This window comes from Halalkalirubrum salinum, assembly GCF_005543295.1.
GTDB classification, from domain to species: Archaea; Halobacteriota; Halobacteria; order Halobacteriales; family Haloferacaceae; genus Halalkalirubrum; species Halalkalirubrum salinum.
Genome location: NZ_SRSG01000010.1, coordinates 1 through 23457 on the forward strand (window position 1 = coordinate 1; position 23457 = coordinate 23457).

26 protein-coding genes are annotated in these 23457 nt (G+C 59.0%); 14 read left to right on the top strand and 12 right to left on the bottom strand.

Features of this window, described 5'->3' with window-relative positions:
• Positions 1-192: 192 nt before the first annotated feature.
• Positions 193-1065, bottom strand: a complete 873-nt coding sequence (gene epsC / locus E5K03_RS03400) for a serine O-acetyltransferase EpsC (protein WP_138004967.1) — start codon at positions 1063-1065, stop codon at positions 193-195.
• A 271-nt stretch (positions 1066-1336) separates the two neighbouring features.
• Between epsC and E5K03_RS03405 the strand changes: the two genes are divergently transcribed.
• Positions 1337-1621 (top strand): hypothetical protein, encoded by a 285-nt coding sequence (locus E5K03_RS03405; RefSeq protein ID WP_138004968.1) that lies wholly within the window; start codon positions 1337-1339, stop codon positions 1619-1621.
• Between the two features lie 148 nt (positions 1622-1769).
• Here the strand turns inward: E5K03_RS03405 and E5K03_RS03410 are convergent, their stop codons facing one another.
• From E5K03_RS03410 to E5K03_RS03425, 4 genes are all read right to left on the bottom strand, one after another.
• The gene (locus E5K03_RS03410; protein WP_138004969.1) at positions 1770-2525 is read right to left on the bottom strand and encodes a hypothetical protein; all 756 of its coding nucleotides are present in this window, start codon (positions 2523-2525) and stop codon (positions 1770-1772) included.
• Positions 2526-2604: 79 nt separating this feature from the next.
• The gene (locus E5K03_RS03415; protein WP_138004970.1) at positions 2605-3675 is read right to left on the bottom strand and encodes a hypothetical protein; all 1071 of its coding nucleotides are present in this window, start codon (positions 3673-3675) and stop codon (positions 2605-2607) included.
• Between the two features lie 14 nt (positions 3676-3689).
• On the bottom strand, positions 3690-4142 hold the full coding sequence (locus tag E5K03_RS03420) for a FlaD/FlaE family flagellar protein (RefSeq protein ID WP_138004971.1): 453 nt from the start codon (positions 4140-4142) through the stop codon (positions 3690-3692).
• A gap of 115 nt (positions 4143-4257) precedes the next feature.
• Positions 4258-4989 (bottom strand): alanyl-tRNA editing protein, encoded by a 732-nt coding sequence (locus E5K03_RS03425; RefSeq protein WP_138004972.1) that lies wholly within the window; start codon positions 4987-4989, stop codon positions 4258-4260.
• 160 nt (positions 4990-5149) lie between these two features.
• Between E5K03_RS03425 and E5K03_RS03430 the strand changes: the two genes are divergently transcribed.
• Complete coding sequence (locus E5K03_RS03430; RefSeq protein ID WP_138005254.1) at positions 5150-5848, top strand: HD domain-containing protein; 699 nt, start codon at positions 5150-5152, stop codon at positions 5846-5848.
• Between the two features lie 42 nt (positions 5849-5890).
• On the opposite strand, the gene E5K03_RS03435 is transcribed toward E5K03_RS03430, so the two are convergent.
• A complete protein-coding gene (locus E5K03_RS03435; protein ID WP_138004973.1) occupies positions 5891-6883 on the bottom strand; it encodes an NAD-dependent epimerase/dehydratase family protein in 993 nt (330 codons plus the stop codon).
• 105 nt (positions 6884-6988) lie between these two features.
• Here E5K03_RS03435 and E5K03_RS03440 point away from each other — a divergent pair, with 105 nt between their 5' ends.
• From E5K03_RS03440 to E5K03_RS03450, 3 genes are read left to right on the top strand one after another with little or no spacing between them, the layout of a single operon-like run.
• Positions 6989-8212: an MFS transporter gene (locus E5K03_RS03440; RefSeq protein ID WP_205742947.1), complete on the top strand. Its 1224-nt coding sequence runs from the start codon at positions 6989-6991 to the stop codon at positions 8210-8212.
• Positions 8213-8258: 46 nt separating this feature from the next.
• Positions 8259-9614: a M48 family metallopeptidase gene (locus E5K03_RS03445; RefSeq protein WP_138004975.1), complete on the top strand. Its 1356-nt coding sequence runs from the start codon at positions 8259-8261 to the stop codon at positions 9612-9614.
• Between the two features lie 12 nt (positions 9615-9626).
• Positions 9627-10028, top strand: coding sequence for a GIY-YIG nuclease family protein (locus tag E5K03_RS03450; protein ID WP_138004976.1), 402 nt, complete (start codon positions 9627-9629; stop codon positions 10026-10028).
• A 47-nt stretch (positions 10029-10075) separates the two neighbouring features.
• Here E5K03_RS03450 and gltB read toward each other — a convergent pair whose 3' ends face one another.
• The gene (gltB, locus tag E5K03_RS03455; RefSeq protein ID WP_138004977.1) at positions 10076-14626 is read right to left on the bottom strand and encodes a glutamate synthase large subunit; all 4551 of its coding nucleotides are present in this window, start codon (positions 14624-14626) and stop codon (positions 10076-10078) included.
• 196 nt (positions 14627-14822) lie between these two features.
• Here gltB and E5K03_RS03460 point away from each other — a divergent pair, with 196 nt between their 5' ends.
• On the top strand, positions 14823-15587 hold the full coding sequence (locus E5K03_RS03460) for a ribonuclease H-like domain-containing protein (protein ID WP_138004978.1): 765 nt from the start codon (positions 14823-14825) through the stop codon (positions 15585-15587).
• On the opposite strand, the gene E5K03_RS03465 is transcribed toward E5K03_RS03460, so the two are convergent.
• Complete coding sequence (locus tag E5K03_RS03465; RefSeq protein ID WP_138004979.1) at positions 15571-16857, bottom strand: polymer-forming cytoskeletal protein; 1287 nt, start codon at positions 16855-16857, stop codon at positions 15571-15573. The genes E5K03_RS03460 and E5K03_RS03465 overlap by 17 nt on opposite strands.
• A gap of 278 nt (positions 16858-17135) precedes the next feature.
• Between E5K03_RS03465 and aglJ the strand changes: the two genes are divergently transcribed.
• A complete protein-coding gene (gene aglJ / locus E5K03_RS03470; RefSeq protein ID WP_138004980.1) occupies positions 17136-18143 on the top strand; it encodes an S-layer glycoprotein N-glycosyltransferase AglJ in 1008 nt (335 codons plus the stop codon).
• Positions 18144-18174: 31 nt separating this feature from the next.
• Here the strand turns inward: aglJ and E5K03_RS03475 are convergent, their stop codons facing one another.
• Complete coding sequence (locus tag E5K03_RS03475) at positions 18175-18729, bottom strand: adenylate kinase (protein WP_138004981.1); 555 nt, start codon at positions 18727-18729, stop codon at positions 18175-18177.
• Complete coding sequence (locus E5K03_RS03480; protein WP_138004982.1) at positions 18729-19013, bottom strand: DUF5789 family protein; 285 nt, start codon at positions 19011-19013, stop codon at positions 18729-18731. The genes E5K03_RS03475 and E5K03_RS03480 overlap by 1 nt, the downstream gene beginning before the upstream one ends.
• Before the next feature lie 362 nt (positions 19014-19375).
• Between E5K03_RS03480 and E5K03_RS03485 the strand changes: the two genes are divergently transcribed.
• The 6 genes from E5K03_RS03485 to E5K03_RS03510 all read left to right on the top strand — a co-directional run bounded on the left by E5K03_RS03485 (position 19376) and on the right by E5K03_RS03510 (position 21636).
• Positions 19376-19615, top strand: coding sequence for a hypothetical protein (locus E5K03_RS03485; RefSeq protein ID WP_138004983.1), 240 nt, complete (start codon positions 19376-19378; stop codon positions 19613-19615).
• Positions 19612-19965, top strand: coding sequence for a type II toxin-antitoxin system PemK/MazF family toxin (locus E5K03_RS03490; RefSeq protein ID WP_138004984.1), 354 nt, complete (start codon positions 19612-19614; stop codon positions 19963-19965). The genes E5K03_RS03485 and E5K03_RS03490 overlap by 4 nt, the downstream gene beginning before the upstream one ends.
• Before the next feature lie 186 nt (positions 19966-20151).
• Positions 20152-20397 carry an AbrB/MazE/SpoVT family DNA-binding domain-containing protein gene (locus tag E5K03_RS03495; protein WP_138004985.1) on the top strand — a complete coding sequence of 82 codons (246 nt, stop codon included), beginning with the start codon at positions 20152-20154 and terminating at the stop codon, positions 20395-20397.
• Positions 20394-20780 (top strand): PIN domain-containing protein, encoded by a 387-nt coding sequence (locus E5K03_RS03500; RefSeq protein WP_138004986.1) that lies wholly within the window; start codon positions 20394-20396, stop codon positions 20778-20780. The genes E5K03_RS03495 and E5K03_RS03500 overlap by 4 nt, the downstream gene beginning before the upstream one ends.
• Positions 20781-21086: 306 nt before the next feature.
• The gene (locus tag E5K03_RS03505; RefSeq protein WP_138004987.1) at positions 21087-21359 is read left to right on the top strand and encodes a ribbon-helix-helix domain-containing protein; all 273 of its coding nucleotides are present in this window, start codon (positions 21087-21089) and stop codon (positions 21357-21359) included.
• Entirely contained in the window at positions 21352-21636 is a 285-nt protein-coding gene (locus E5K03_RS03510) for a type II toxin-antitoxin system RelE family toxin (RefSeq protein WP_138004988.1), read from the top strand. The genes E5K03_RS03505 and E5K03_RS03510 overlap by 8 nt, the downstream gene beginning before the upstream one ends.
• Before the next feature lie 127 nt (positions 21637-21763).
• On the opposite strand, the gene E5K03_RS03515 is transcribed toward E5K03_RS03510, so the two are convergent.
• On the bottom strand, positions 21764-22051 hold the full coding sequence (locus E5K03_RS03515; protein WP_138004989.1) for a chorismate mutase: 288 nt from the start codon (positions 22049-22051) through the stop codon (positions 21764-21766).
• Entirely contained in the window at positions 22048-22914 is an 867-nt protein-coding gene (locus tag E5K03_RS03520; protein ID WP_138004990.1) for a shikimate kinase, read from the bottom strand. The genes E5K03_RS03515 and E5K03_RS03520 overlap by 4 nt, the downstream gene beginning before the upstream one ends.
• 106 nt (positions 22915-23020) lie before the next feature.
• On the opposite strand from E5K03_RS03520, the gene E5K03_RS03525 reads away from it, so the two are divergent.
• Positions 23021-23452: a DUF5796 family protein gene (locus tag E5K03_RS03525; RefSeq protein ID WP_137197177.1), complete on the top strand. Its 432-nt coding sequence runs from the start codon at positions 23021-23023 to the stop codon at positions 23450-23452.
• Positions 23453-23457: the final 5 nt, after the last annotated feature.

Below are 23457 nucleotides of genomic sequence, written 5' to 3' on the forward strand. Positions count from 1 at the left end.
GTTGAAGAACGAGAGATGCAAAACCGTCCAAACAACTTTATCGTTAGCGGTGGTTGGTTGAGCCAGCAGAATTTCCATAGGTGAATACAGAGCGCATGTCTCGCAAGACAGTCGCTAAGACCGCCGTTACAGAGACGGCGTTTCGTAACTGAGCTGTGTCGAGTCGAGTACTGTCCGCGAACGCCGAAGCCACTACCTGTTCGATTTCTGCTCCTGATCGGGGTGGTCAGAAATGAACACGCTCGTGTCGTCCGGGACGTCGTCGGTCACCCAGGCGTTCGCGCCGATGCTCACGTGGTCGCCGATTTCTACCGTCCCGAGTATGTTGCTTCCGGCACCGATGACGACGTGATCGCCGATATCGGGATGACGCTTATAATCTTTCGCCAGCATGTGGTCCTCACCCTCTTCCTCCTCGAAGTGGAGTGCGCCAAGAGTGACGTTCTGGTAGATCCGGACCCAGTCGCCGACTGTCGCCGTCTCGCCGATGACGACCCCGGTCCCGTGATCGATGAAGAAATACTCACCAATCTCCGCACCTGGATGGATGTCGATGCCCGTCTCGACCTTCGAGTACTCGGCGAGTTCGCGGGCGTACTCGAAGCTGTCCTCCTCGTAGAGGATGTGCGCCACCCTGTGGGTCATGATCGCGTGAAAACCGGGATACGACCGGATGATCTCACAGTTGCTCTTCGCTGCGGGATCACCCTTATACGCGGCCTCGACGTCCTTTTCAAGGCTCCGTCGAATCGCGGGCAGCCGGTTGAGTGTCCTGTCGACGATCGGGGTCAAATTGTCTGCGTCACGACCCGAATAGGCCGTGATACCTGTGTGTATGCAGCTGCCGAGTTCGCTCAGGCGGGCACGAGTTTTGTCGGGGTCGTCCAGCAATTCCGTCGCGTTCCAGCATCTGGGAAACAGGAGCTGTTTGAGGAGAGGTGGTTCATCACGCAGAGAATCGCGGGGAGGATAGACCCGCGAGGTGTCCTTCGGGAGAGACGATTCGTCTGCTCGATAGGACTCGACGAGTTCTTGGTGGACGTCGCCGGTGTACTCATACCCCATTTGCTGGTGTTGACGCTGTCGAGTAAAGTTACTTTTTCCACTTCGCACCCAGACGCCCCCTTTGGTAGGCCGTCTGTTCCCTAATCTGCGTTTCGTTTCGGTACCGCCTCGGTCTCCCGGTACCGCTTTGATGCGTCTAGCCTCTGTGTCTCGCACACTGATTCTATCAGTCCTAAGGATTTCAACAGAGCCACTCAGTTTAAACAAACCAACGATGTCTGCGATCGTGTCGATCCGCAGAGCTAAACAATCGCCAACGTAACCGTACAGTATGGACGATACACCGGAAACGACCGAGACGATCGAACTCGACTATGCCGAACGCGTCCGGATCGGCGCGACGCGCGGAGAGTTCAACACCGAGATCGGCCGCCCGCGCGAGTATCCAGACAGCGCTGACGTGACAGTAACGACCGAAATGGGCGATCGCGTCGTGATAACTGTTGATGCAACCGCCGGCGACCACGCGACGGGCCACGCCGATATCGAGTTGTCGACCGCAGATGCCACAGCGCTCGTTACAGCGATCGAAGCCGCCGTTGATCAACTCGAGTAGCGCCGGCTTACCGTATCAGCCGTTTTGCGAGGCGCTTGAGTAATTTTAACGCGAGTCCTTGGGCAAGCTTCCGTGTGATCCACCCGAGCATACACCATACTGCTATCGAAAATGGCCTAAAACTATCGCCGCGAAGGAAATAAACAACCTACGCTTGCTCGATCGACACCGTCCACTCGCCGGCGCTCTCGACGAGCAAGTAGCCGACACCCGAGACTTGTTCGGTTCTGGTCTCGCCGTCGACGTCCGACTCTGTCGCGAACAGTCGGAGCCCGCTGTACTCACCTGCACGGTCGAAGACATCGACGAGATGACTTTCACCGCCCGTCGCAGTGAGGGTAAACTGCGTCTCGGCATCTTCGGGGAACGCTATCGGACCGAAAACGTCGGTGAGCGCGCTCTCGCGTTCGATCGGGAGTGCCTCGCCACTATTGTACACCGGAAGTTCAGTGACGTCGATCGTCCACTCGCCGTCAGCAATAGCGGTAAGCTCGACAGTCTGAGGATCGATCGAGTGGATTGTCCGGCCGTCAAACGGACCAACAGCGTTGATTCCTGCAGCGAGAGCCTCACCCGCTGAATCAAGAAAGGCGGTATTAAACCGACCCTCCCCGCTGTGATCGTATTCGACGATAATCGGACCGTCCGTTGAGAGTTCGAAACTGTCGATCGATTGCGGATCGTCACTATCTGGATCGCCAGATCCGGAAAACGAATGTGTGACAGGATCGCTGCCATCGGTTTCGTACTCGAACGTCGCGTCGGCATATGGGGGCCATGGTGGTGACTGAGAGTCCTCACCCCCAAGACACCCTGCAAGCCCGGTGAGGCCGGCAAGCGTACTACCCGAAAGCGCGAGGTACGATCGGCGATCGAGGTGGGCCCGTGTATGTGATCGGTCCATACCTCGTCTCATACGGCGGGGTTGCTAAGTGTGACGCTGCAAATTTCAGATGAGATACTCAGATGCAGTGTGCAGCCGGTTACAGCGTTTCGGCAATCCGTTCGGCGATCCTGTGGGCTCCTTCAGCCGCCGCGAGGTCGGGTCGATCGGCGGTGACGACGGTCACGTCTCGAGAGAGTTCCGCGGAGAGCCGCACTTCGAACTCCTCGGCGATACCCGGAATACACGCCATTCCGCCAGTCAGCGCGATTGGCTTACCTAACGCGAGCTGATACGGCTTCATGTGGGTATTGGCAAGCTCTGAGAGGAAGTTGTTCGCAATCTCATCGACTGCCTCGTCAACATACTCGTCAACAGGGTCCATGAGACCGCGATTGACGGTGAACTCGTGGGAACCGCCGCCAGGCTGTTGGATCACGTCAGTGAACGGCTCGAAGTCGACAAATGAGGCGTGTTCTTCTTTGTACTCGCGGGCAGTGGTGAGATCGATGTTGACGCGGCCCTGGGTCTCCTCTTCGACGGCGTTTGCGATCCGCCGATCGACTTCCGAGCCGGTGACTGCACCCGTGGAAAATGGGGCGAGCTGTTCGCCGTGACGATACGCGCAAGCCTCGAGATTCGTCGAACCCATGTTGATCGAAACAAAGACTTCGTCGATCGCCTCGAGACCGTCGCCCATCGCGGGGATCGAACCACACAGCGATTCTGGGAAGCTCCGGATTGCTGCCTGACCGATCGGGCTTCCCTCGATAACCTCGGTGAGGTTTTCCAGCCCGGCTTCGTTGTCGATCGTTGGGATCGCATAAACAACAGCGCTGTCCTCGGGAATGTTTTGTGCCCGAATGAGTTCGGTAAAGAACTTTGCGGCCAACTCCGCACGAGCGTCGTCTTCCGGGAGGCCCGATCGAAGCATGAACTCAACTGTGTCTGGATACTCTTGGGCAGCCTGCTCGCCGTAGAGAACACGCTCTGTTCCCGTGATCGGATCGTCGTACGTGGCAAGACAGGTGAGCGTGCGGATTGTGTCGAGCTCTCCATCTCTGAGGAGTTGAATAACGGTCCGCGTGCTGCCGAGTTTGACACCGACCGGGGTCGGCTCGTCGCTGTTCTCCGCGCTGCCGTCGAACGCATCGTCGTCTGTGTCTGACATGATATGGAAACGGGTTATGAAAGCGAGGCCAGGGTTGCGATGTATAGCAGGCTCAACCGGTGGTCACCGATCTCGAACGATCGGCGGTGAATGGGTTCGGGCATCGAACCAATCTCACCCGCAATTGCGTGTTGGATCTCCGAGGCGATCCAGCCGAGTTCGCGGTAGTACCGCAGTGCGTCTCGCGCAGCGTCGTGTCCGCCGACGAGAGTGAGAAACTCGACCCAGTCGTACAACAGCCGCCGGCCGAGGTCCGATCGAGGAACAGATCGGAGATACGGGCGTTCAAGATCTGCTGTCGCCCGCGCAGTCCGCAGCACCAACAGTTCACGAAACTGCTGGGCGCGGATCGACTCTTCGGCAGTCAGCCCAGGACCCGGCGGTTCCGACTTGGATACCTCGGGTTCGGCGATTCCCGCCAGATTCCGGAGTTCACTCGGATCGTACGCTCGTGGGTTGACAACCATGCTATCGTATCGCAACCTGTCCGTTTGCTCGTGTTACCGCTACGGAGAGAAGACTCACGGACAGGATATCAGTATTTTGGTACTGATCGCTTGTGAAAGCCGACAGTACGCTGCATCAGCCGAGCTCGAAATTAATTCGCTCGTGGTCCGAGCCCTGGGTTTTCCGACCAGTAATACTGATCTCGCCGATTGTACCCGTCGCCGAGACGTGCGTGCCCGCACAGGCAGTCCGATCGAACGGCTCCTCGCCCTCGCCGGCGATCTCGACGATTCGGAGATTGGTGATCGACGCCGGGAGGAGCGCGATTCGAGTGCGCTCGGGGTCGAGTTCAGCCTCAGCGGTTTCTCGATCCATCATGTACCACCGGACCTCGCGATCGTCTTCAACGAGGCCGTTGAGCGCAGTCTCAATGTCTGCGAGATCGGTTTCGGTAAAGCGATCGTACGCACAGTCGAGGTGTGCGTGATCGGCATACAGCTGGTTGCCGGTCGTTTCCGCGTCGTACGTCGACAAGAGGTGCGCAGAAAGCAGGTGTTGGGCCGTATGATACCGCATGTGTGCGTCTCGACGATCCCAGTCGAGTTCGCCGCGTACGGTCTCACCGGGTTCTGGGAGGGGCTCTGGGCCGGTCACTGAATGGTAGATCTCGTCTTTCTTTTCGACAGCCGTGACCGTCCAGGTCCGATCGTCATCGAGTGTCTCGACCGTTCCGGTGTCGTGGGGCTGGCCCCCGCCAGTCGGATAAAAGTGCGTGGCGTCGAGCACGAGACGATCCGACAGCGTCCGGGTCACTGTCGCTTCGAACGATCGCACGGTGCTGTCCTCGAAGTACAGTTGCGCAGTCATGCTCGAATCCTGGTGTGCGATCGGCTTACCGCTTCGGCTCGCGGCGATCGAACGCCATGGGAGCCTTACGCTCCGTTGGAGGTGTCGTAACGCATAAGATGCGAAGCGGCGTAAATTTCTGTAATGATACATGAGAATCGACGCGCCAGGGGGTGGCCCCGTGGGCGTTGAAATAAAAGAATCCGCCGTCACAGACGAGGCCTTCGCGGATATCCAGCGGTTCGTCTACGATTACCTGACCGCGAGCGTCGAAAGCGAAGGCGATGGCGGCCGGATGCGGTGGTATCCCTGGCACAGCGCGGAGTACCGGTTCAACCACATCAGAAACGTCACCGACCTAGCGACCGAGATTGCGAAAAAGGAGGGCGCAGATGTCGACGTCGTCCGTGTTGCGGCCGTCTTTCACGACGTTTCGAAGCTAGAGGCCGATCAAGAGACCCACGCAGAAGAGGGCGCGCGCGTCGCGCGCGAGTACCTCAACACCCATGGCGACTATCCACAGTCGTTCATCGAGGAGGTGTGTCAGACGATCGTTGACCACTCCTACCACGGCCCGCTGTCGGACGTGTCGCTCGAGAGCCAGTGTTTGATTGAGGCTGATGTCCTCGATAAAGTCGGCGCAAACGGTACAGCACTAATGCTGCTCAGGATGGGATACGAGGCCAGAACCCATATGGACGCGGCTGGCATGGTCGATCGCGTCCTCGAACGCGGGCGCGACCACGTCGATCGTATTGAGTCTGACACCGCCGAGAGCATTGCTCACCAGCGGCTCAAACGAGTTCGGTGGTTCCGCGAGTGGCTCGAAGCGGAGGTTGTCGGAATGGACGGTGAGCTCGATCGCGATCGAGACATCTAATAGCAGTTGGCAATTGGTGGGAACCGCGCACTACCCGCCTACTCAGATTGTGTCGAGGATATCGAGTACGCGTTCTTCAGCATCGCGACCAGGATCGTGTTCGGAGCCGTCGCGATCGCTTTCGTGGTGTTCTTCCACAGTCGCAGCCATCGCCTCGGCTGGTGGTGTTGAACGCCACCCGAGGGCAGCGAGCTTGGCCGTTGAGAGGACGTGAGGATACTCCCGGTAGAGAATAAAATCGACTGGGGAGAGCCCCCCAGCGGCAAGCTCGCGATCGCCTGCATGGACGATTTCGACCGAGGTATCGAGTGAGTCGGCGATGAGTTCGACCGTCTCTTCGAGCGTAAGCAGGCGGCGATCGCCGACGTTGTAGCTCTCGCCGGGGTCGCCGCGCTCGGCGACGATCCTGAGCGCCGACGCGACGTCTTCGACGTACGCGCGATGCCAAACATTCTGGCCATCTCCGGGGACGACGAGGCGATCATAGCTCGCAACCCGATCGATCCAGTAGTCCAGCCGTTCGGTGTAGTCGTGGGGGCCGTATACGATGCACGGGCGAACGGACATGGCATTGACGCCGTTTCCGGCGGCCTCGAAGACAACGCGATCGCCCTCGGCCTTCCGGTTGCCGTATGTCTCCGAGGAGTCGTCGACAGCCTGATCGGCCGAACAGGGTCGAAGCGGCGTCTCGCCCTCTCTTTTCGGAATCTCCTCCGCACCGTAGGCATCTCCGGAGGAGATGTACACATAGCCGTCGACGTCTGCGAAGATCTCGACAGCTGCAGAGACGTCTCCCGGCGCGTAGGCGACACAGTCGATAACAATGTCGGGATCGACGGTCTCAGCGGCGCGTGCGAGCGCGTCGTCGTCTGTGCGATCGCCAGCGACGTGTGTGACTCGATCGTGCTCCTCGAAGGGGTTCGGATGGTTGCCGCGGTTGAAGATGGCGACGTCGTAGTCGTGCTCGAGCAGGTCAGTGACAGTATGGCGGCCAATAAATCGGGTCCCGCCGATGACGAGCGCAGTGTCGTTCATATCGATTCGACGGCTCGCGGGAGCAAAGAACTGTGGAAAATGACGGCAAGGCCAGCCGTGAAATCAAGGTTGATACGGCGATCGACGCGACTCGTAGTACCCGCTGTGTGCGCTCGATACCTCACCACAATCACAGATGAGCTACGGGCACTCAACAGCGGCGGCCGCGGCATCATCCTGGCAACGATCGCGCTCGGGTGGGGCGTGACGATCGGCGCCCGGACGATCTATCCGGTTTTGTTGCCCTCGCTTCGCTCTGCGTACGACTTCGGACTCACAGCATCCGGGATACTCTTGAGCGTGTTGTTTGCCGCGTACGCGCTTGGACAGTTGCCCGGCGGCGTCCTCGCCGATCGGGCTGGCGAACGAATAACGCTCACACTCAGTGTGGCTGTCTCTGGTGTGGCGATAACATTCGTTGTCATCTCCCAATCAACAGCCGCGCTGTTCGTCGTGACCGCCGCGTTCGGGTTCGCGGTCGGCTTTTATGCGATCGCACGGTTTACCGCGATCGCGGCGATCTACCCCGACAGATACGGAACCGCAGCCGGTCTGACAAACACCGCACCCGAACTCGGACAAGCCCTGTTGCCACCGATCGCAGGGTTCGTTGCGTCGATCGTTGGCTGGCGACTCGGGCTTGGATTTGTGGTGCCGATTTTTGTGATCACCACTGTTGGTCTCTGGGTGACGGTCCCGGGACCGTCCGAGGATGCGGCGACCGACAGTGACGAAACCGAGAAGACGTCACCATCGGTTCGACACGTCCTCGGGGCACTCAAGAACCCGGCAATCCTGCGTGCGACCGCTGCGATGATCCTCGGGGTGTCGATCTGGCAGGTGTTCACCGGCTTTTATCCGACGTACCTCGTCGAAACAAAGGGCCTCTCGTCCTCGCGTGCGGCCGCCGTGTTTGGGCTCTACTTCGCCGCAACCGCGGTAATCCACCCTGTCGCCGGGGCTGTATACGATCGCTTCGGTGTGCGGCGCGCCTATTTTCTCTCTGGCATCGCCGCGGTGTCATTGGCCGCACTCCCGTTTGTTGACGGGCTTGGCGGTGCGATCGCGGTTTCGATCGGGATGGGGACGCTCTTGGCCTTCGAGACCCCGACGGAGTCGTATCTGGTCCAGTCGCTCCCGTCGTCGATCGAGGGAACCGGATTCGGGATACTCCGCACAACAGTGTTTGCCGTCGGCGCGGCCGGGCCGGCGGTTTTCGGCGTCCTTGCCGACCGTGGATACTTTGATGAGCTCTTTATCGCATTGGCAATCATCGCGGTGGGGATGATCCTGCTCGCGAGACAACTGCCCAGCGTGTCGGTCCGATAGCTCGAAGATCGGTAAGTTCCTTGCCGTGGCTCCCGTATCCGTGTGCATGCTTGGACTGCACGTTGGGTTCATTGCGCTGTTGATCGGAACGCAGGCGTTTTTTACCCTGCTGGCGATCAAAAACGTCGGCCATGCCGATCAAACGGTCCGCTCGCGGGCAGCGTGGCTCGCTGATCGGCTCGGTATCGACGATCACGAGGAGTTACTCCAGTATCACCGAATCACGACGGCGTTCTCCCAGCTCAGATCGTGGATTGCGCTTGGCGCACTCCTCGTGGTTCTCTACAGCGGGCTTTTTACTCGGGCTGTCGATGCAGCAAACAGCTTCGGATTCGGTCCGGTGCTTGAAGGGACGTTGTTCATAATCGGGGCGATCGTCGTGGTACAGCTGTTTTCGGTGCCCTTCGCCGTGGTCAGCACGTTCGGTATCGAAGAGATATTTGGCTTCAACGAGCAGTCGCCGACGCTATTTGTTCGCGATACCGTCCTGAACACCGTGATATCGGCTGGACTCACGGTCGTTGTCGCCGGAGCCGTTCTGTGGTTCATTGAGGCATACCCGACGTGGTGGCCGGTCGCCGCCTGGGCGCTCGTGATCGGGTTCAGCCTCCTGATGCAGATTGTCTACCCGCGAGTCATCGCGCCGCTTTTCAACGACTTCGAGCCGGTCGCTGACGGAGATCTCCGTGAGGCGGTCGAAGACGTGTTCGATCGCGCGGGCTTTTCGTGTGAACAGATCTATACGATGGACGCCAGCCGTCGATCGACGCATCTGAACGCGTACTTCACGGGCTTTGGGGAGACAAAGCGGGTCGTCCTCTTCGATACCCTCGTAGAGAAACTCTCGCTGCCAGCGGTCCAGAGCGTGCTCGCACACGAACTCGCGCACTGGAAGAAAGCCCACATCTGGAAGCAGGTCGGCGCGAGCGCGATCCAGCTCGCGATCGTCTTTGGCGCGCTCGGCTACCTCGTCTCCGCGGAGCCGCTGTACGCGATGTTCGGACTCCCAACTGAGGCGACATACGCTGGGTTGCTCGTTGGGGTCGTCGTGGTCTCACCCGTGTTAGAGCTAACTGCGCCGCTGTCGAACCGCCTGTCGCTGAAACACGAACGGGAGGCCGATGCCTTCGCGGTCTCGGTCATGGGTGAGGGACAGTCGATGATCGACGCGCTCGCAGCACTGGCTCGTGAAAACCTCGCGAACCCGTTCCCACACCCGACGTACGCGACGTTTCACTACAGCCATCCGCCGATCCCCGAACGCATCCGGTTGATCGAAGAAGAGATGGGGGACTCGACAGCCGAACAGTCGGGTGACGCAGATGGCAAGAGTCAGCCAACCGACGCAGACGACAAGAGCCAGCCAACCGACGCAGACACTGGTGGATCGACCGCCCTCTGAACGAGAAAACCGATGGCAGAACCTGGAACGTACGTCCTCGTCATGGAACGCTCCCAAGCCGCGTCGATGGAGATCGGTGCACTCGGCACGATCGAGTTTCCCGCCGGGGGCTACGGCTACGTCGGAAGCGCCTTCGGCCCAGGAGGGTTGGCTCGCGTCGACCGGCACCGATCGATCGCCTCAGGCGAGAAGTTGACGCGTCACTGGCATATCGATTATTTTCTCGGCCATCCAGAGACGCAACTCGTCGACGTGGTACTGTTTCCGGGTCGTGATCTCGAATGCACGCTTGCCGCGGGGATCGACGCCGACTCGATCGATCGGTTCGGCGCATCCGACTGTGACTGTCGGAGCCACCTGTTGTACGCGGCCGAACCGAGTGCGATCGTCTCGGCTGCCGAGTCGTACCAGTGACGGGGATAGTGAACAAAAATACGAACGACCCGAAACCGGCGGCCCGATCAGTCGTCGCCGGTCGACATCGCACTGGCGTCGACGCGGGCGTCGATCGACGTTTCAGCTGATTCGGGCAGTTCGTGACGCACATCTGCGCCGCGACCCTCTTCGATGACCTGTGCGTACGCGTCTGGGAAGACCCGCACGAAGTGTTGGCGTTCGGTCTCCCAGGATTCGAGCAGTTCTTTTGCCTTTTTGCTATCGGTGTAGGTCGCATGGTTTTCGATTAACCGTGCGAGCATCGCTTCGTCTTTCTCGGTAAGCGTCTCCGAGAGCGACACCATCCCGGTGTTGAGCTTCGGCTCGAGTTCGCCGTCTGGATCGTAGACGTACGCGACACCGCCGGACATCCCGGCACCGAAGTTGCGACCTGTCTCACCGAGTACCGCAACCGCGCCGCCGGTCATGTACTCACAGCCGTGGTCACCGACTCCTTCGACGACGGCTTTGACGCCGGAGTTTCGGACAGCAAAGCGCTCGCCAGCGACGCCGTTGATGTACGCTTCACCCTGGGTCGCACCGTACAGCGCGACGTTGCCGATCAAGATGTTCTCGTCGGCCGCGTAGCCAGCGGTCTCGGGAGTGTTTATTACGAGTTTGCCGCCCGAAAGCCCCTTGCCGACGTAGTCGTTTGCCGCTCCGGTGAGCGACATCGTGACGCCATTTGCGAGGAACGCACCAAAGCTCTGTCCGGCAATCCCGTCGAAGTCGATCGCGATCGTGTCGTCGGCGAGCCCTTCGGCGCCGTATCGTTTCGAGATCTCGTTCGAGAGCATCGCGCCGGCCCCGCGATTGACGTTCGAAATGTCCGTTTTGATCGAGACTGGCGCGCCGTTGTCCAGCGCCGGGGCAGCCTTCTCGATCAAGTCGTGATCGAGATGCGTCTCAATATCGGCGTGGTGTTGCTCTCTGACTTTGATCCGCTGTTCGCCAGCGGTTTCGGTAATGACCGTCGAGAGATCAAGGTGTTTGGCCTTCTCGTGGTCGGTGATTCGCTGGCTGAGCAGTTCGGGCCGGCCGATCATCTCGTCAAGACTGGTAAAGCCCAGTTCAGCCATGATCTCGCGAAGCTCCTGGGCGATGAACGTCATGTAGTTGATGACGTGATCTGGCTGGCCGGGGAACCGCTCGCGTAACTTCTCGTTTTGGGTCGCGACGCCGACCGGACAAGTGTTGGCGTGACACTGTCGGGCCATTACACAACCTGCGGTGACGAGCGAAGCCGTCCCGAAGCCGTACTCCTCGGCACCGAGCAGCGCGGCGATCGCCACGTCTCGACCCGTCTTCATCCCGCCGTCGACGGTGACGCGGATGCGATCGCGAAGCCGTGTCGCACACAGCATCTGGTTGGCCTCCGCGAGGCCGAGCTCCCACGGCAGGCCGGCGTTCTTAATTGAGGTCTTCGGCGATGCACCCGTCCCACCGCTGTGTCCGGAGATGTGGACGACGTCGGCATTGGCCTTCGCGACACCGGCGGCGATCGTCCCGATTCCCGCCTCAGAGACGAGCTTCACATTGATATCTGCCTCTGGATTTGCAGCCTTCAGGTCGTGAATGAGCTGTTTGAGGTCCTCGATCGAGTAGATATCGTGCAGCGGCGGCGGCGAGATGAGCCCGACGCCCGGCGTCGCATACCGAACGTGTGCGATCATCTCGTTGACTTTCCGGCCCGGCAGGTGGCCACCTTCGCCGGGCTTCGATCCCTGGGCCATCTTGATCTGAATCTCATCCGCGGAGGTGAGGTACTCAGAGGTCACGCCGAAACGTCCCGACGCGACCTGTTTGACACTGCACTCTTTTTCAGTCCCGAATCGCTCTGGGGGTTCGCCGCCCTCGCCGGTGTTTGACTTCCCGCCAAGGCGGTTCATCGCCATCGAGTTGTTCTCGTGAGCCTCCGGTGAGATGCTGCCGAGACTCATCGCGGCCGTCGTGAACCGAGAGACGATGTCTTCCACCGGTTCGACATCCTCGACAGGGACCGACGTGCGATCGGAGTCGAATTCCAACAGCCCGCGGAGGGTCTGAAGGTTCTCGTTTTGCTCGTTGATCAACGCGGCGAACTCCGTGTAGCGCTCGTAGTCGCCCGATCGGACCGCCTGCTGGAGCGTACCGACGGTCTGTGGATTCCACTGATGGTAGATCCCTGTGGTGCGGTGTTCGTACTCACCTTGGGTTTCGAGATCTGGGTCCGCACCGAAGCCAATCGCGTGGCGCGTCCGAAGATCAGATTCGAGCTGTTCGAGGCCGATCCCCTCAGTGCGAATCTCAGTGCCCTCGAAGTACTCCGAAACGAGACCTGAATCGAGCCCGACCGCCTCAAAGATCTGTGCGCCCTGATAGGACTCGACCGTCGAGATCCCCATTTTGGCCATGATCTTCAAGAGGCCGTGTTCGAGCGCGTGGATGTACGATTCGATCGCCTCGCTCTCGTCGGCACCATCCGGACCGGCGACAAGGTCGCTGATCGTCTGGTAGGCAAGATACGGGTTCACACCGCCCGCGCCGTAACCGACGAGCGTCGCGATGTGGTGAACTTCCCGCGGATCGCCAGATTCGACGACAAGCCCGACATCTGTTCTGAGGCCGTGGCGAACCAGGTCGTGGTGTACTGCACCGGTTGCCAGCAGACTCGGAATCGCAATGCGATCGGTGGCGATATCGCGATCGGACAGAACAATGATGTCCGCGCCCGCGTCGATTTCCGCGCGAACCGACTCCCGGAGCGATTCGACTGCAGTTTCGAGATCGTCCTCGGGATCGTATGTCATCGACACCGTCGCGCTCTCGAAGCCGTCGACCTGCCGTGAGAGGCCCTTGATCGAGGCCGTCTCTTCGTCGGTGAGGATCGGGGAGTCAAGCACGAGTTGCCGGGCGTGTTCTGGTGTTTCGTCGAGGAGGTTTCGCTGCGCGCCGAGCCGCGATTGGAGGCTCGTCACCAGCTCTTCGCGGATATAGTCGATCGGCGGGTTCGATACCTGCGCGAACAGCTGTTTGAAGTATGTAAACAGCGGCCGATTGAACTCAGAGAGCACCGAAAGCGGCGTGTCGTCGCCCATCGAGCCGATCGGGTCCTTTCCATCCGTCGCCATGGGTTCGAGCAGGTGGTTCAGCTGGTCGGTCGTGTAGCCGAACGCAGCCTGATGCGCCCGCAGCGAGTCGACTTCTCCCTGTGGAAGCTTGCTGTCTCCGGCAACCTCCTCAAGTGATGCCTGGTATTCGTCGACCCACTCACCGTATGAGTCCTCAAGGAGTCCATCAAACACCTCCTCGTCAGGGATGACGCGGCCTTCCTCGGGGTCGGCCATGAAAATCTGTCCGGGCTTGAGGCGACCGCGCTCTTCGATCTCGCTCGGGTCGGTGTCGAGTGCGCCCGCCTCGCTGGCGAGAATCAACCGACCGTCGGTCGTCACGTCGTAGCGACACGGCCGGAGGCCGTTACGGTCGAGTACCGCCGCAACCGCGTCTCCGTCAGTCGCAGCGACGAGGGCAGGACCGTCCCACGGCTCAACGAGGCTCGCGTGGTAGTCGTACCACTCGCGGCGGGCGTCGTCCATGAGCTCGTCGTTTTCGTAGGCCTCGGGGATCAACATCCGAAGAACGTGTGGGAGCTCTCGACCAGCGTTCAACAGTAACTCGACGACGTTGTCCACGCTGGCAGTGTCAGATTGGTCGGCGATCGTGATCGGTTTGAGCGTGTCGATCTCCTCGCCGAACGCCTCGTGTTCGAGCGCCGATTCGCGGGCACGCATCCAGTTGACGTTCCCCTGAATGGTGTTGATCTCACCGTTGTGGATGATCTTGCGATACGGGTGTGCGAGGTGCCAGGCTCCGAGTGTGTTTGTGGAGAACCGCGCGTGAACGAGGACGAGTTCGCTTTTGACACGCTCGTCCTGCAGATCGAGATAGTACTCTCGGAGCTGCTCGCCTTTGAGCAGGCCCTTGTAAACGAGTGTTTTGCGGTCAAGTGAACAGACGTAGAACCGGCCCGACCCCTCGATCGATTCGGCGGCGTGTTCGAGCGCTCGCCGGCCGACGTACAGCGCGCGATCGAACGCTTCGATGTCCATTGAATCCTCGGCGGGCGTGACGAACGGCTGACAGACAACCGGCTCGGAGTCGAGGGCCGTTCGCCCAAGATCCGCATCGCCGGTCGGAACCGTCCGCCAGTGGAACACCGCAAGGCCGTATTCTGCCAGCGTCAATTCAAAACAGTCGATGAGTTCCGCCCGGACCGCCTCGTCAGTCGGCATGAACACCGAGCCGACAGCGTACGTCTCAGGAATGTCACCAACTTCGTCAGCAAAGAACTCATCTGGGCGCTGGATCATAATGCCTGCGCCATCACCGGTGTTTTCCTCTGCGCCGGTGGTTCCACGATGTTCGAGATTTTCGAGCAGATCGATCGCGTCGGAGACGACTGAATGTGACGGGCCGTTCTCAAGATCGATGACCGCACCGACGCCGCAGTTCGATCGATCGTCGGTTGGGTCCGCGAGGCCATGCGTCGGCTCCGCTACAGAGCCCGATACATGGGTATCACTGTGTGGCTTGGTCATGTGTATTTTTTTCGTATACCCGAATAAAGCGTTGACCCTGAAAGGATAATGGTTCATAAGACACATATTAGGTTATACAAGGTAATTGATCATAATGAGATTGTTAGTATATCGCGCAATCAATCGTGAATAATGTAGCGTAACCAGAGTATAGCGAGTCGGTGACGTTTTTATTTCTGCTGCCCGCAGGTAGTGTGTGCGCATTGAGAACAGTTTCATTCCGGTTCGCGGCGTCGGCGAACGGACCGAGCGAGGGCTCTGGGAGCAGGGGATCACAACCTGGGACGCGTTCGATCGCGCTGCGGTTGGGAACACGACGGGCCAGCGGATCGAGTCGTTCATCGAAGAGGCAAGCACGCGGCTCGATCGGCGAGACACACAGTACTTCGATACCGTCTTTCCAAGCAGCGAGCGGTGGCGACTCTACGAGAATTTCAGGGACAAAGCGTGCTTTTTCGATATCGAGACAACAGGTCTCGATTCGGCTCGCGATGTCGTCACGACGGTTAGCTACCATCTCGACGGCGAGACACGGACGCTCGTCCGTGGCGATACCCTAACCGCTGACGCGCTTCGGGCCGCCTTTGCAGATGCAGATCTACTCGTGAGTTTCAACGGAATTCGGTTCGATCAGCCCTTCTTGCAGGACTGTTTCGACCTGTCGATCGACACCCCACACCTCGATCTGATGTATCCGTGCAAACAACTCGGACTATCCGGCGGGCTGAAAGCGATCGAATCCGACATTGGTATTGAACGCGATCGGCCGGATATCTCGGGACGAGACGCAGTCCGGCTGTGGCACGAATACGAACGAGGGCGCGATGGGTCGCTTGAAACGTTGATCTCGTACAACCGTGAGGACGCGGTGAACCTCCAGCAACTGACCGATATTGTTACCCAACAGCTACACCAGAATGTTTTCGAACAGTATCGATCGACGACTAGCCAGTCGGTGTAGGAGAACCGTCCGAATCGGATGATTCAGCGACCTCTGGGTCACGATCGTTCTCTGTCTCGGCCTTCGCGCGGTTAGCCACGATCTCACCCTCGTCGTCTATAGTCTCAGTCGCCCCGTCGTCATCCACGGTTTCAGCTTCGCCGCCGTCATCCACAGCCTCAGCCTCCCCATCGTCATCCACAGCCTCAGCCTCCCCATCGTCATCCACAGCCTCAGCCTCCCCATCGTCATCCACAGCCTCAGCCTCCCCGTCGTCATCCACAGCCTCCCCGTCGTCATCCGTGGTCTCGGTCTCCGCGCGGTCGTCTCCAGCCCCAGCGTCCCCCTCTCGCTGCACAGGCTCGCCTGAGTCAGGTGCGTCATGCGAACCATCCGGCTCCCCCGAGTCAGCTGTGTCGCGCGAATCACCCGAGTCACTTGCTGGGGCCGATCGCTTCGGCGTAATATACTGCATCTCGCCGCTCGCCTGAAGCGAGCCGGTAACATAGGCTCCCTCGTACACCGTGAGATCGCCCGCCTCGACGTTGCCGCGCACTGTTGCGTTCGGGTGCAGCGTCACCGAGCCGGTCGTCCTGACAGTTCCGATTACCTCCGTCTCAGCGCCAACTGAGACATCGCCGCCGCTGGCGGTAAGCCCACCAAAGATCGTGTTTCGCTCGCCGACGTCGATCGACTCGGCATTAATGTTGCCGTGGATTCGGCAGTCGTCGCCGATCGTCGCAGGCGTATCGACGAGCCACCGATCGTCCGAGATGACCGAGCCGGCGGGGATCGTGACGGGATCGACTTCTTCGACCTCCTCGCCGGCCAGCGCAGAGGCAAACTCCTCAGCGGCATCCTGGTCGCCCAGTCGCAGTAGGTGCGAGAGCACAATAAAGTAAAACAGGTACACTGGAATCGGATTCCGGATGACAATCCAGCCGTTGGCCTCGAATCCTTCGTCAATCTCGACATCATCGCCCACATCCAGGTCGCCAGAGACGAGGAGTCGACCGTTGATCCGGACTCGCTCACCCACGTACGCGTCCGCTCCCACGAGGACGCTTCCGTCGACGTGACAAAACGTATCCAGTCGACAGTCGTCATCGGCCTCAATGCTGCCGCCAATCGAGACATCCTCGCCGGCTGCGACCGTGCGGCCACGAATCCCGAGTTCTATCTCGCTGTCGCGCCCGATCAACACGTCTCCGGTGGTGACAATATCGTGCTCTTCGACCGTAGTACCGTCGGAAAGCTGGAGCGAGTTGAGCGGATCGACGCGAGATGACACGTTCTCATCCTGTCTCCGGGAACTAATAAAGCGTCCGGGACCACGAATACTAGGAATCTCGATCCAGCGTCCGGTGTAGATCCCAGTAGTCTCGATCCAGCGTCCGGTGTAGATCCCAGTAGTCTCGATCCAGCGTCCGGTGTAGATCCCAGTAGTCTCGATCCAGCGTCCGGTGTAGATCCCAGTAGTCTCGATCCAGCGTCCGGTATAGTCACGACGAATTAGCAGTGACGAAGATGTATACTGTTTTATCCGTCCCCCGTGCAGCATCGGACACCATGACCGAGCGATCGCCTCCGACTGGACCTCCGAGCGATCCTGACGGTCCGGACGGTCCGGACGGTCCGGACGATCGGGAAGACCCAACCGTCTGTGTGCTCTTGCCAACGCTCAACGAGGCTGAGACGATCGAGGAGGTCGTCTCCGGGTACATCGACGCCGGGTACGAGCAGGTGTTTGTGATTGACGGGGGCTCCGAGGACGGAACAGATGAACTCGCCGCGGCCGCCGGTGCGGACGTTCGTCAGCAAAGTGGCTCTGGGAAAGGACAGGCTGTCAGAGAGGCGGTCGAAGCGATCACCGCCGACATCGTGTTGATGGCCGATGCTGACGCGACCTACGATGTTGAGGACGCCGATCGGATGCTACAGCCCATCCTCGAGGGGGAGGCCGAACACGTCATCGGGAACCGCTTTGCGGACATGAAACCCGATGCGATGACGCGGTTCAATAAGATTGGGAACCGGATTATCAACGCCGCGTTCACAGCGATCCACGGCAAACGGTATCGCGATATCCTTTCGGGATACCGAGCGTTTACAACCGAATCCTTCCGGCAGTTTAGGCTCAATGCCGACGGCTTCGGCATTGAAACAGAGATGGCCGTCGAGTGTGCCAAACGCGGGATCGACACCGCGGTCGTCCCAATCACCTACAGACCGCGCCCGCACGGATCAGATACCAACCTGCACCCGATCCGCGACGGCGGCATCATCTTTCTTGAGCTGTACCGAAAGGCGAAGACAAACAACCCGCTGTTTTATTTCGGCAGCGTCGGGGCCGTCGCGACCGCCGTCGGGTTCGTTCTCGGACTTTACGTCATCTACGACTGGGTTGTCGCCGGTATCAGCCACGAGGTCATCGCGATCGGCTCGGTCGCGGGGGTACTGTTCGGCGTCCAACTGCTGATGTTCGGCGTGCTGTCCGACATGTTGCTGTCGTTTCACCGCGAACAGCTCGATCGGATCGATCGGATCGGCGACGATCTTGATGAGCGGTCTGAGTAACCTCCAGAAAATTCGACCGCAAAGGACTCGCTCAGATTGCGTCAACGAGGCGATCGGCGGCCTCTTCAACGCTGCCTTCGTTTTCGATAAACCGTACAGGTGCGTTTTGATCGCGTGCGTACTGGAGCGCCGCAGATCGATTGAGATCTTGCTCGAAGGCGATCTTGCGCTCGGTGGCTTCCGGCGTCTCACGGCTACTGTTTTGTCGTCGCTCGAGTATCGTTTCTGGACTCGCCTCAACGAGGGCGAATGTGGTCGGTGAGACGTCGTGGAGCACTTCTGCGGGAAGTCCCTGTATATAACCATCCTGCGTCTCTACTGCCAAGTGCGTTGAGAGAATGATGTTCGTCGATTCAGCCTCGTCGGCAACAAACTCGCCCGCGCGACGCTGGAGACGGCGTGTCTGTCTCTGCGACAGTCTGGCTAGGTCTCCTCGGCCGGTTGCGACACCACTCGTCGCGGCCTGTTCAAGCATGACGTCTCCGAAATTGATGAGTTTGTACCCCTCTCCGAGCTTTCGTCGAACCGTTTGACAAACGCTCGAGAGCCCAACGCCAGTAACACCGGAGACTAACGTGACAGTCATTAGAAACTCACCTCGCTTTCGTCGTCTTGCGGCATCGATCCTCGGTCGTCATAATACCTGCGCCCGATAAAACTGGCCCCGACTAACATCATGAGTGTATCGTAGAGGTCATCGGCTGAATCGAATTCGTCCGTTTCAGCTCTCTCGATGACGGCTTCGATCGTCGTGCTCTCTCCGTCCGGCGGTGACAGTTCTGTACTTCCCACAGTCTCAACGACCGTATCTCGTGAGACTGGAAAATCTAGTTTCCTCGCGAACAGATCGCGAGTCTCTGGCAAGCGCATACATACCATTTCGCGTCTCGTGTATTTAAAACTGGCATTATCCTAATTATTTATCATTTAGAACAAGGCGCTGTGGAGAAGTAGTGACAAAAACCGTCGGACAAATCTGCGGGATGGCAAGGTGGTCCATTCTCCCATGTCGTGGTGGTATTATTTGCCAATCGAGAGACAAACGGACAACTGTCGAGTACGATTTGGGCGATCGATCGGAATAAAAGAACTGAGACAGGTGAATTTGGCTACCGACTTTCCGCTGTTCGACCTTGTTCAAATGGATGAAATCTATGGTACGTTCACGGAAAAATAATCTTTGTGGGTAATAGTGGGTAAGACTTATCCAGAAGTGAGTCGTAGTGAGTAGCATGACGAAAGTGGAGGCTCACGACCTGCGAACCAACGAGACCGACGACCGAGGTCGAATCTACCTCGGGACGGAGTACGCGAACAAGCGCGTGACCGTCGCGGTCGTCGAAGTCGAGTCTGACCGACCCGACGAGGACGAATTAGCCGCCGCGTACCGCGAGGCTTCCGAGAGTGCCGACCATCTCGCTGAGAAGTGGAAGGGGGCATCTGACGAGGCGTGGAACGGACTCGATGAATGAGCGATGAGACTGAGGTTCGGCGTGGCGATGTCGTAGTCGTTCGTCTCGACCCTGCCGAAGGCCACGAGATAAAAAAGACTCGACCTGCGGTGATTGTGCAAAACGATATTGGAAATCGCAACTCCAGTACGACCATCGTTGCTCCGGCGACAGGGACGCATCGAGGCTACCCATTCGAAGTGCTGGTCGAAGAGGATAGGTCACCGTTCGAGAAGGACTCCTCAGTTCGCCTCGACCAGATTCGCGTCGTCTCTATCGAAAAGCGGATTCACTCGGTCATCGGGAGTCTGAGCGAGTCTACCATGGCTGAGGTGGACGAAGCACTGAAACTGAGTCTCGGACTGGATTGAGTCACCGATTTCCGGGTCACCGTATGTTTTGAGCACGACGGAATGCCGGTTTTACCGACTCTCCCGCTGCTCGGCCTTGTTCAAATGGATAAAATTCACCACACACACTATTGAAACAACATCGTTGTAACCATCAATTCCAATTTGATGGTAAGATTCTTTTTCTATGGTAACGTATCTCCCTCTATGTCAGCAGAGACGGATGCACAGGGACGGCTGTACATCCCGAAGGAGGTGCGCGAGAAGTACGGCCAGAAGTATCACATCGTCATGTACGAGGATAGAATCGAGCTGATCCCGGTCGCGGACGACCCACTCGCCGCTGTGCGCGAAGCGGCAGGCGAACTCCACGATACGTCCGTCGAGGAAATCCGGGAGGATATCGAGGCGGAAGCGAAAGACGAAGCTGCGGAAGCCGGTGGCGACAGATGACGGTGTACGTCGAGACAGATTTCCTGCTCGCACTCGCCAAAGACACCGATTGGTTGCAAGGCTCCGCGGAGGACGCCCTCGACGAGTACGACGTCGAAACGTCGCCGTTCTCGTACCTTGAACTCCTCCTCGCCCGGGAACGGTACGAGTTCGACTACGTTCCATTGGTGGCGAACCTGCTCGAACTCGTCCCCGTGCGAAACGAGGAAGAGAAACAGGTGGTTCTGAAAGCCGTCAACTACTACGACGAGGGGATGACGTCGTTCGACGCGTTCCACGCGGCGACGGCGGAAACACGTGGGGTGGACGTGCTCTCGTCCGAGAAAGACTACGAAGATATCGAGGTCGAACGAGTCCCACTCGAACCGATCGACGAGGAATAACTCTGGACTGAGGATAGAGCGGCTGAAAGAAGCGTGGTACTCGCAGCGGTTGTCGTGACCGCGTGTGCGACAGACTTGCTAAAATCGACGCATCGATCGGCTAACACGTCGTTAGAAGTCCTGAAACACATTTTATCGCCTACTGGCTCTCCCGTTACTCCACTTTGTTCCGGTCTCGGACTGACGTTACAGAGTTTATATACATTGCCGCTTTCTCCTTGATCTGTCATATCAAATTAGTAGGTCGCCATCGGATGCGACCGAGTACGCGAAAGCACTTAATGTAGTACACGCGTACTACTAAATATGGCTCAGTCCGATACCGCCGCCGATGGGAACGACGAGAAGGTGAACCTCCGGCTTCCGAAGGATTTCCTCGCGGATTTGGACGAGCAGTGGCAGGAGCAGGGCTACAACTCACGCTCGGAGTTCATGCGCGAGGCCCTGCGTGACGCGGTATACGGAACTCGGCTCTCCAAGCGGGCGCTTGAAGACCTACTGGAGAGCGAACGGCAGTTCGAGGAAGATGAGACAGTGAGCGCAGAGGAAGCCCGTGAGCGGTTCGGTACGAATGAGTGATAACAAGTGGACGTGGGAACTCTCCGAGCGAGCAGCAGAGGGACTCGAAGCTCTGGATACTGAAACACAACAGCGAGTCCTCGACAAGCTCAACGACGTGGTGACTGACGAGTTCCGCGATCCGCCGGACTTCGCCAAACCGTTGACGGGCGCGAAGCCGTGGCAATCATTACGAGTTGGTGATTATCGAGCAATCGTCCGATTCAATGTTGAAGCACGAATGATGCAGGTCGGCGCAGTAGGTCATCGATCGTCAATCTACGACAAATTTCCATAATAGTGTGTCAGGGCCACATCGATTGAAGTTGTAACATCGTTTATCTACATCGAATGTGGAGAACAGCTATCGGGAGGAGATTCGACGACCAAACAGACAATAAATGGCCTAAAAGGCCCGTCTGAAGCTATCGAGACTCCCGCTGCTCCACTTTGTTCAGTTCGATCAACAGCCGGAAGATCGCCTTGACGAGGTTCGAATCGACTTCAAATCGTTCGGCGTTCTCGCCGGCGCGGTCCATGACGACATCCTCTTGAGACTCGTCGGTCGTCGGTAGATCGTGTTCAGCTTTGACCTGCGCAACCGAATCGGCGACGTACGTTCGTCGGGCGATCAGCTCAACGATATCGTGATCGATCTCCTCAATTTCCTCGCGTAACTCCGCAAGCTCTTCTTCGGCGTGACTCTGGCTCATAGTGTTCGTGCTCCGTGTGTTCGTGTTTCGGTCCTGATTAGGGTTCCGTCCCGTGCGCCCCAGACGGACTCGACAGCGGCGATCGCCTCGGCATCACCAACCGCGACGACACTCGGTCCAGTTCCGGATAGCGAGACACCGGCGGCCTGATCTAACACGTCAACTGTCGCGTCGGGCTGAAATCCAAGCGCTGCGGAGAACGCGAGCCCATTGACGCTCATTGCCTCCGTGTAGCGGCTCTCACTCGCCAGCTCCTCGGCCAGTCGGGCCATCGGGGCGATCCGCTTGCATCGATCGACGTCCGCGTCGGCGCTGTAAGCGCGCTCGGGCGGCGTCCACACAGCGACATCCCACGAAACGGTCTCGCGCGATCGCAGCGTATCTGTGGTGTTGTCGGTCAGTGTGATCCCGCCGAGCATGCTCGCGCTTGCGTCGTCGAACGCGCCGGTTACTGTCACGCCCGCATCGCGTGCCGCGGTGACGCCAAGCAGACAGGCCTCGAGTCGATCGATCGGACCATCCGCTCCGACGGACACGTCCAGCGCGTCACACGCGGCCAACACCGCCGCGTTCGCCGCCGCGCTCGAGCTCTTCAGTCCCGCGGCCATGGGAACGTCGCTTTCGGTTCGTACGACACCCCCCTCGTCGTCGCCGAACCGATCGATCACCAACTGCACACAGCGTTCGATCAGTTCGGTATCGGCATCTGGTTCACCCGCAATCTGTCCGGTGACGGCCTCAGCGTCTGGCACCAACTCGACAGTCGCTCGCGTCTCGATGTCGATCGCGAATGCCGATCCGATGCCGGTCGCCAGCGCGTTCAGGATCGTCCCTGCGCCAGGAGCGGCTGCCCGTCCGTCCATACGGGTACTCCTGAGAGCGGATAAAAAGGTGTAGCGATGACGGCGAATAGCGGTACACTCAGCGGTAATCATCGCCTTTTTTGAGTTGAACGCGGTATAGTAGTCAATGAATCCCCGTAACGACGTCCCCCCGAGCACACTCGGCGTAGAGCTTCGACCCGAGGGGGTCGTCGTCGAGTACCTCGATGGTCGAACAACGCTGTATCACGGCGTCCCCGAGACAGTCACGGGATCGCTCACCACGGCGCCTGGGAAAGAGACCCACGTTCTCGTTACCGATCCGACGGAGACTGAAGGCGTGATGATGTACGTAAACGACCGGAATACCCACGACGATATCCTCGAAGACACTGGCGTCGGTCGAATTCTCCTCGAACAAGGCGAAAGCGAGGAGATCTTTCCGGGAGTGACGGTCCGCCATCTTGAGGGCTATCGAAACGAGGTCGAGGCCGATCCAGCCGTCGCTCGGGGTCGCGTGTTCGTCTTTATCGAGGATGAGTGGGGCGAACAGAGCTACGAATTCGTCTCCGACGCGTAGCCGTC

Excerpts from the sequence above, each read along its gene's own strand:
- epsC (WP_138004967.1), bottom strand. The coding sequence starts at position 1,065 with ATGGGGTATGAGTACACCGGCGACGTCCACCAAGAACTCGTCGAGTCC.
- E5K03_RS03405 (WP_138004968.1), top strand. The coding sequence starts at position 1,337 with ATGGACGATACACCGGAAACGACCGAGACGATCGAACTCGACTATGCC.
- E5K03_RS03410 (WP_138004969.1), bottom strand. The coding sequence starts at position 2,525 with ATGGACCGATCACATACACGGGCCCACCTCGATCGCCGATCGTACCTC.
- E5K03_RS03415 (WP_138004970.1), bottom strand. The coding sequence starts at position 3,675 with ATGTCAGACACAGACGACGATGCGTTCGACGGCAGCGCGGAGAACAGC.
- E5K03_RS03420 (WP_138004971.1), bottom strand. The coding sequence starts at position 4,142 with ATGGTTGTCAACCCACGAGCGTACGATCCGAGTGAACTCCGGAATCTG.
- E5K03_RS03425 (WP_138004972.1), bottom strand. The coding sequence starts at position 4,989 with ATGACTGCGCAACTGTACTTCGAGGACAGCACCGTGCGATCGTTCGAA.
- E5K03_RS03435 (WP_138004973.1), bottom strand. The coding sequence starts at position 6,883 with ATGAACGACACTGCGCTCGTCATCGGCGGGACCCGATTTATTGGCCGC.
- E5K03_RS03445 (WP_138004975.1), top strand. The coding sequence starts at position 8,259 with ATGCTTGGACTGCACGTTGGGTTCATTGCGCTGTTGATCGGAACGCAG.
- E5K03_RS03450 (WP_138004976.1), top strand. The coding sequence starts at position 9,627 with ATGGCAGAACCTGGAACGTACGTCCTCGTCATGGAACGCTCCCAAGCC.
- gltB (WP_138004977.1), bottom strand. The coding sequence starts at position 14,626 with ATGACCAAGCCACACAGTGATACCCATGTATCGGGCTCTGTAGCGGAG.
- aglJ (WP_138004980.1), top strand. The coding sequence starts at position 17,136 with ATGACCGAGCGATCGCCTCCGACTGGACCTCCGAGCGATCCTGACGGT.
- E5K03_RS03475 (WP_138004981.1), bottom strand. The coding sequence starts at position 18,729 with ATGACTGTCACGTTAGTCTCCGGTGTTACTGGCGTTGGGCTCTCGAGC.
- E5K03_RS03480 (WP_138004982.1), bottom strand. The coding sequence starts at position 19,013 with ATGCGCTTGCCAGAGACTCGCGATCTGTTCGCGAGGAAACTAGATTTT.
- E5K03_RS03485 (WP_138004983.1), top strand. The coding sequence starts at position 19,376 with ATGACGAAAGTGGAGGCTCACGACCTGCGAACCAACGAGACCGACGAC.
- E5K03_RS03490 (WP_138004984.1), top strand. The coding sequence starts at position 19,612 with ATGAGCGATGAGACTGAGGTTCGGCGTGGCGATGTCGTAGTCGTTCGT.
- E5K03_RS03495 (WP_138004985.1), top strand. The coding sequence starts at position 20,152 with ATGTCAGCAGAGACGGATGCACAGGGACGGCTGTACATCCCGAAGGAG.
- E5K03_RS03500 (WP_138004986.1), top strand. The coding sequence starts at position 20,394 with ATGACGGTGTACGTCGAGACAGATTTCCTGCTCGCACTCGCCAAAGAC.
- E5K03_RS03505 (WP_138004987.1), top strand. The coding sequence starts at position 21,087 with ATGGCTCAGTCCGATACCGCCGCCGATGGGAACGACGAGAAGGTGAAC.
- E5K03_RS03510 (WP_138004988.1), top strand. The coding sequence starts at position 21,352 with ATGAGTGATAACAAGTGGACGTGGGAACTCTCCGAGCGAGCAGCAGAG.
- E5K03_RS03515 (WP_138004989.1), bottom strand. The coding sequence starts at position 22,051 with ATGAGCCAGAGTCACGCCGAAGAAGAGCTTGCGGAGTTACGCGAGGAA.
- E5K03_RS03520 (WP_138004990.1), bottom strand. The coding sequence starts at position 22,914 with ATGGACGGACGGGCAGCCGCTCCTGGCGCAGGGACGATCCTGAACGCG.
- E5K03_RS03525 (WP_137197177.1), top strand. The coding sequence starts at position 23,021 with ATGAATCCCCGTAACGACGTCCCCCCGAGCACACTCGGCGTAGAGCTT.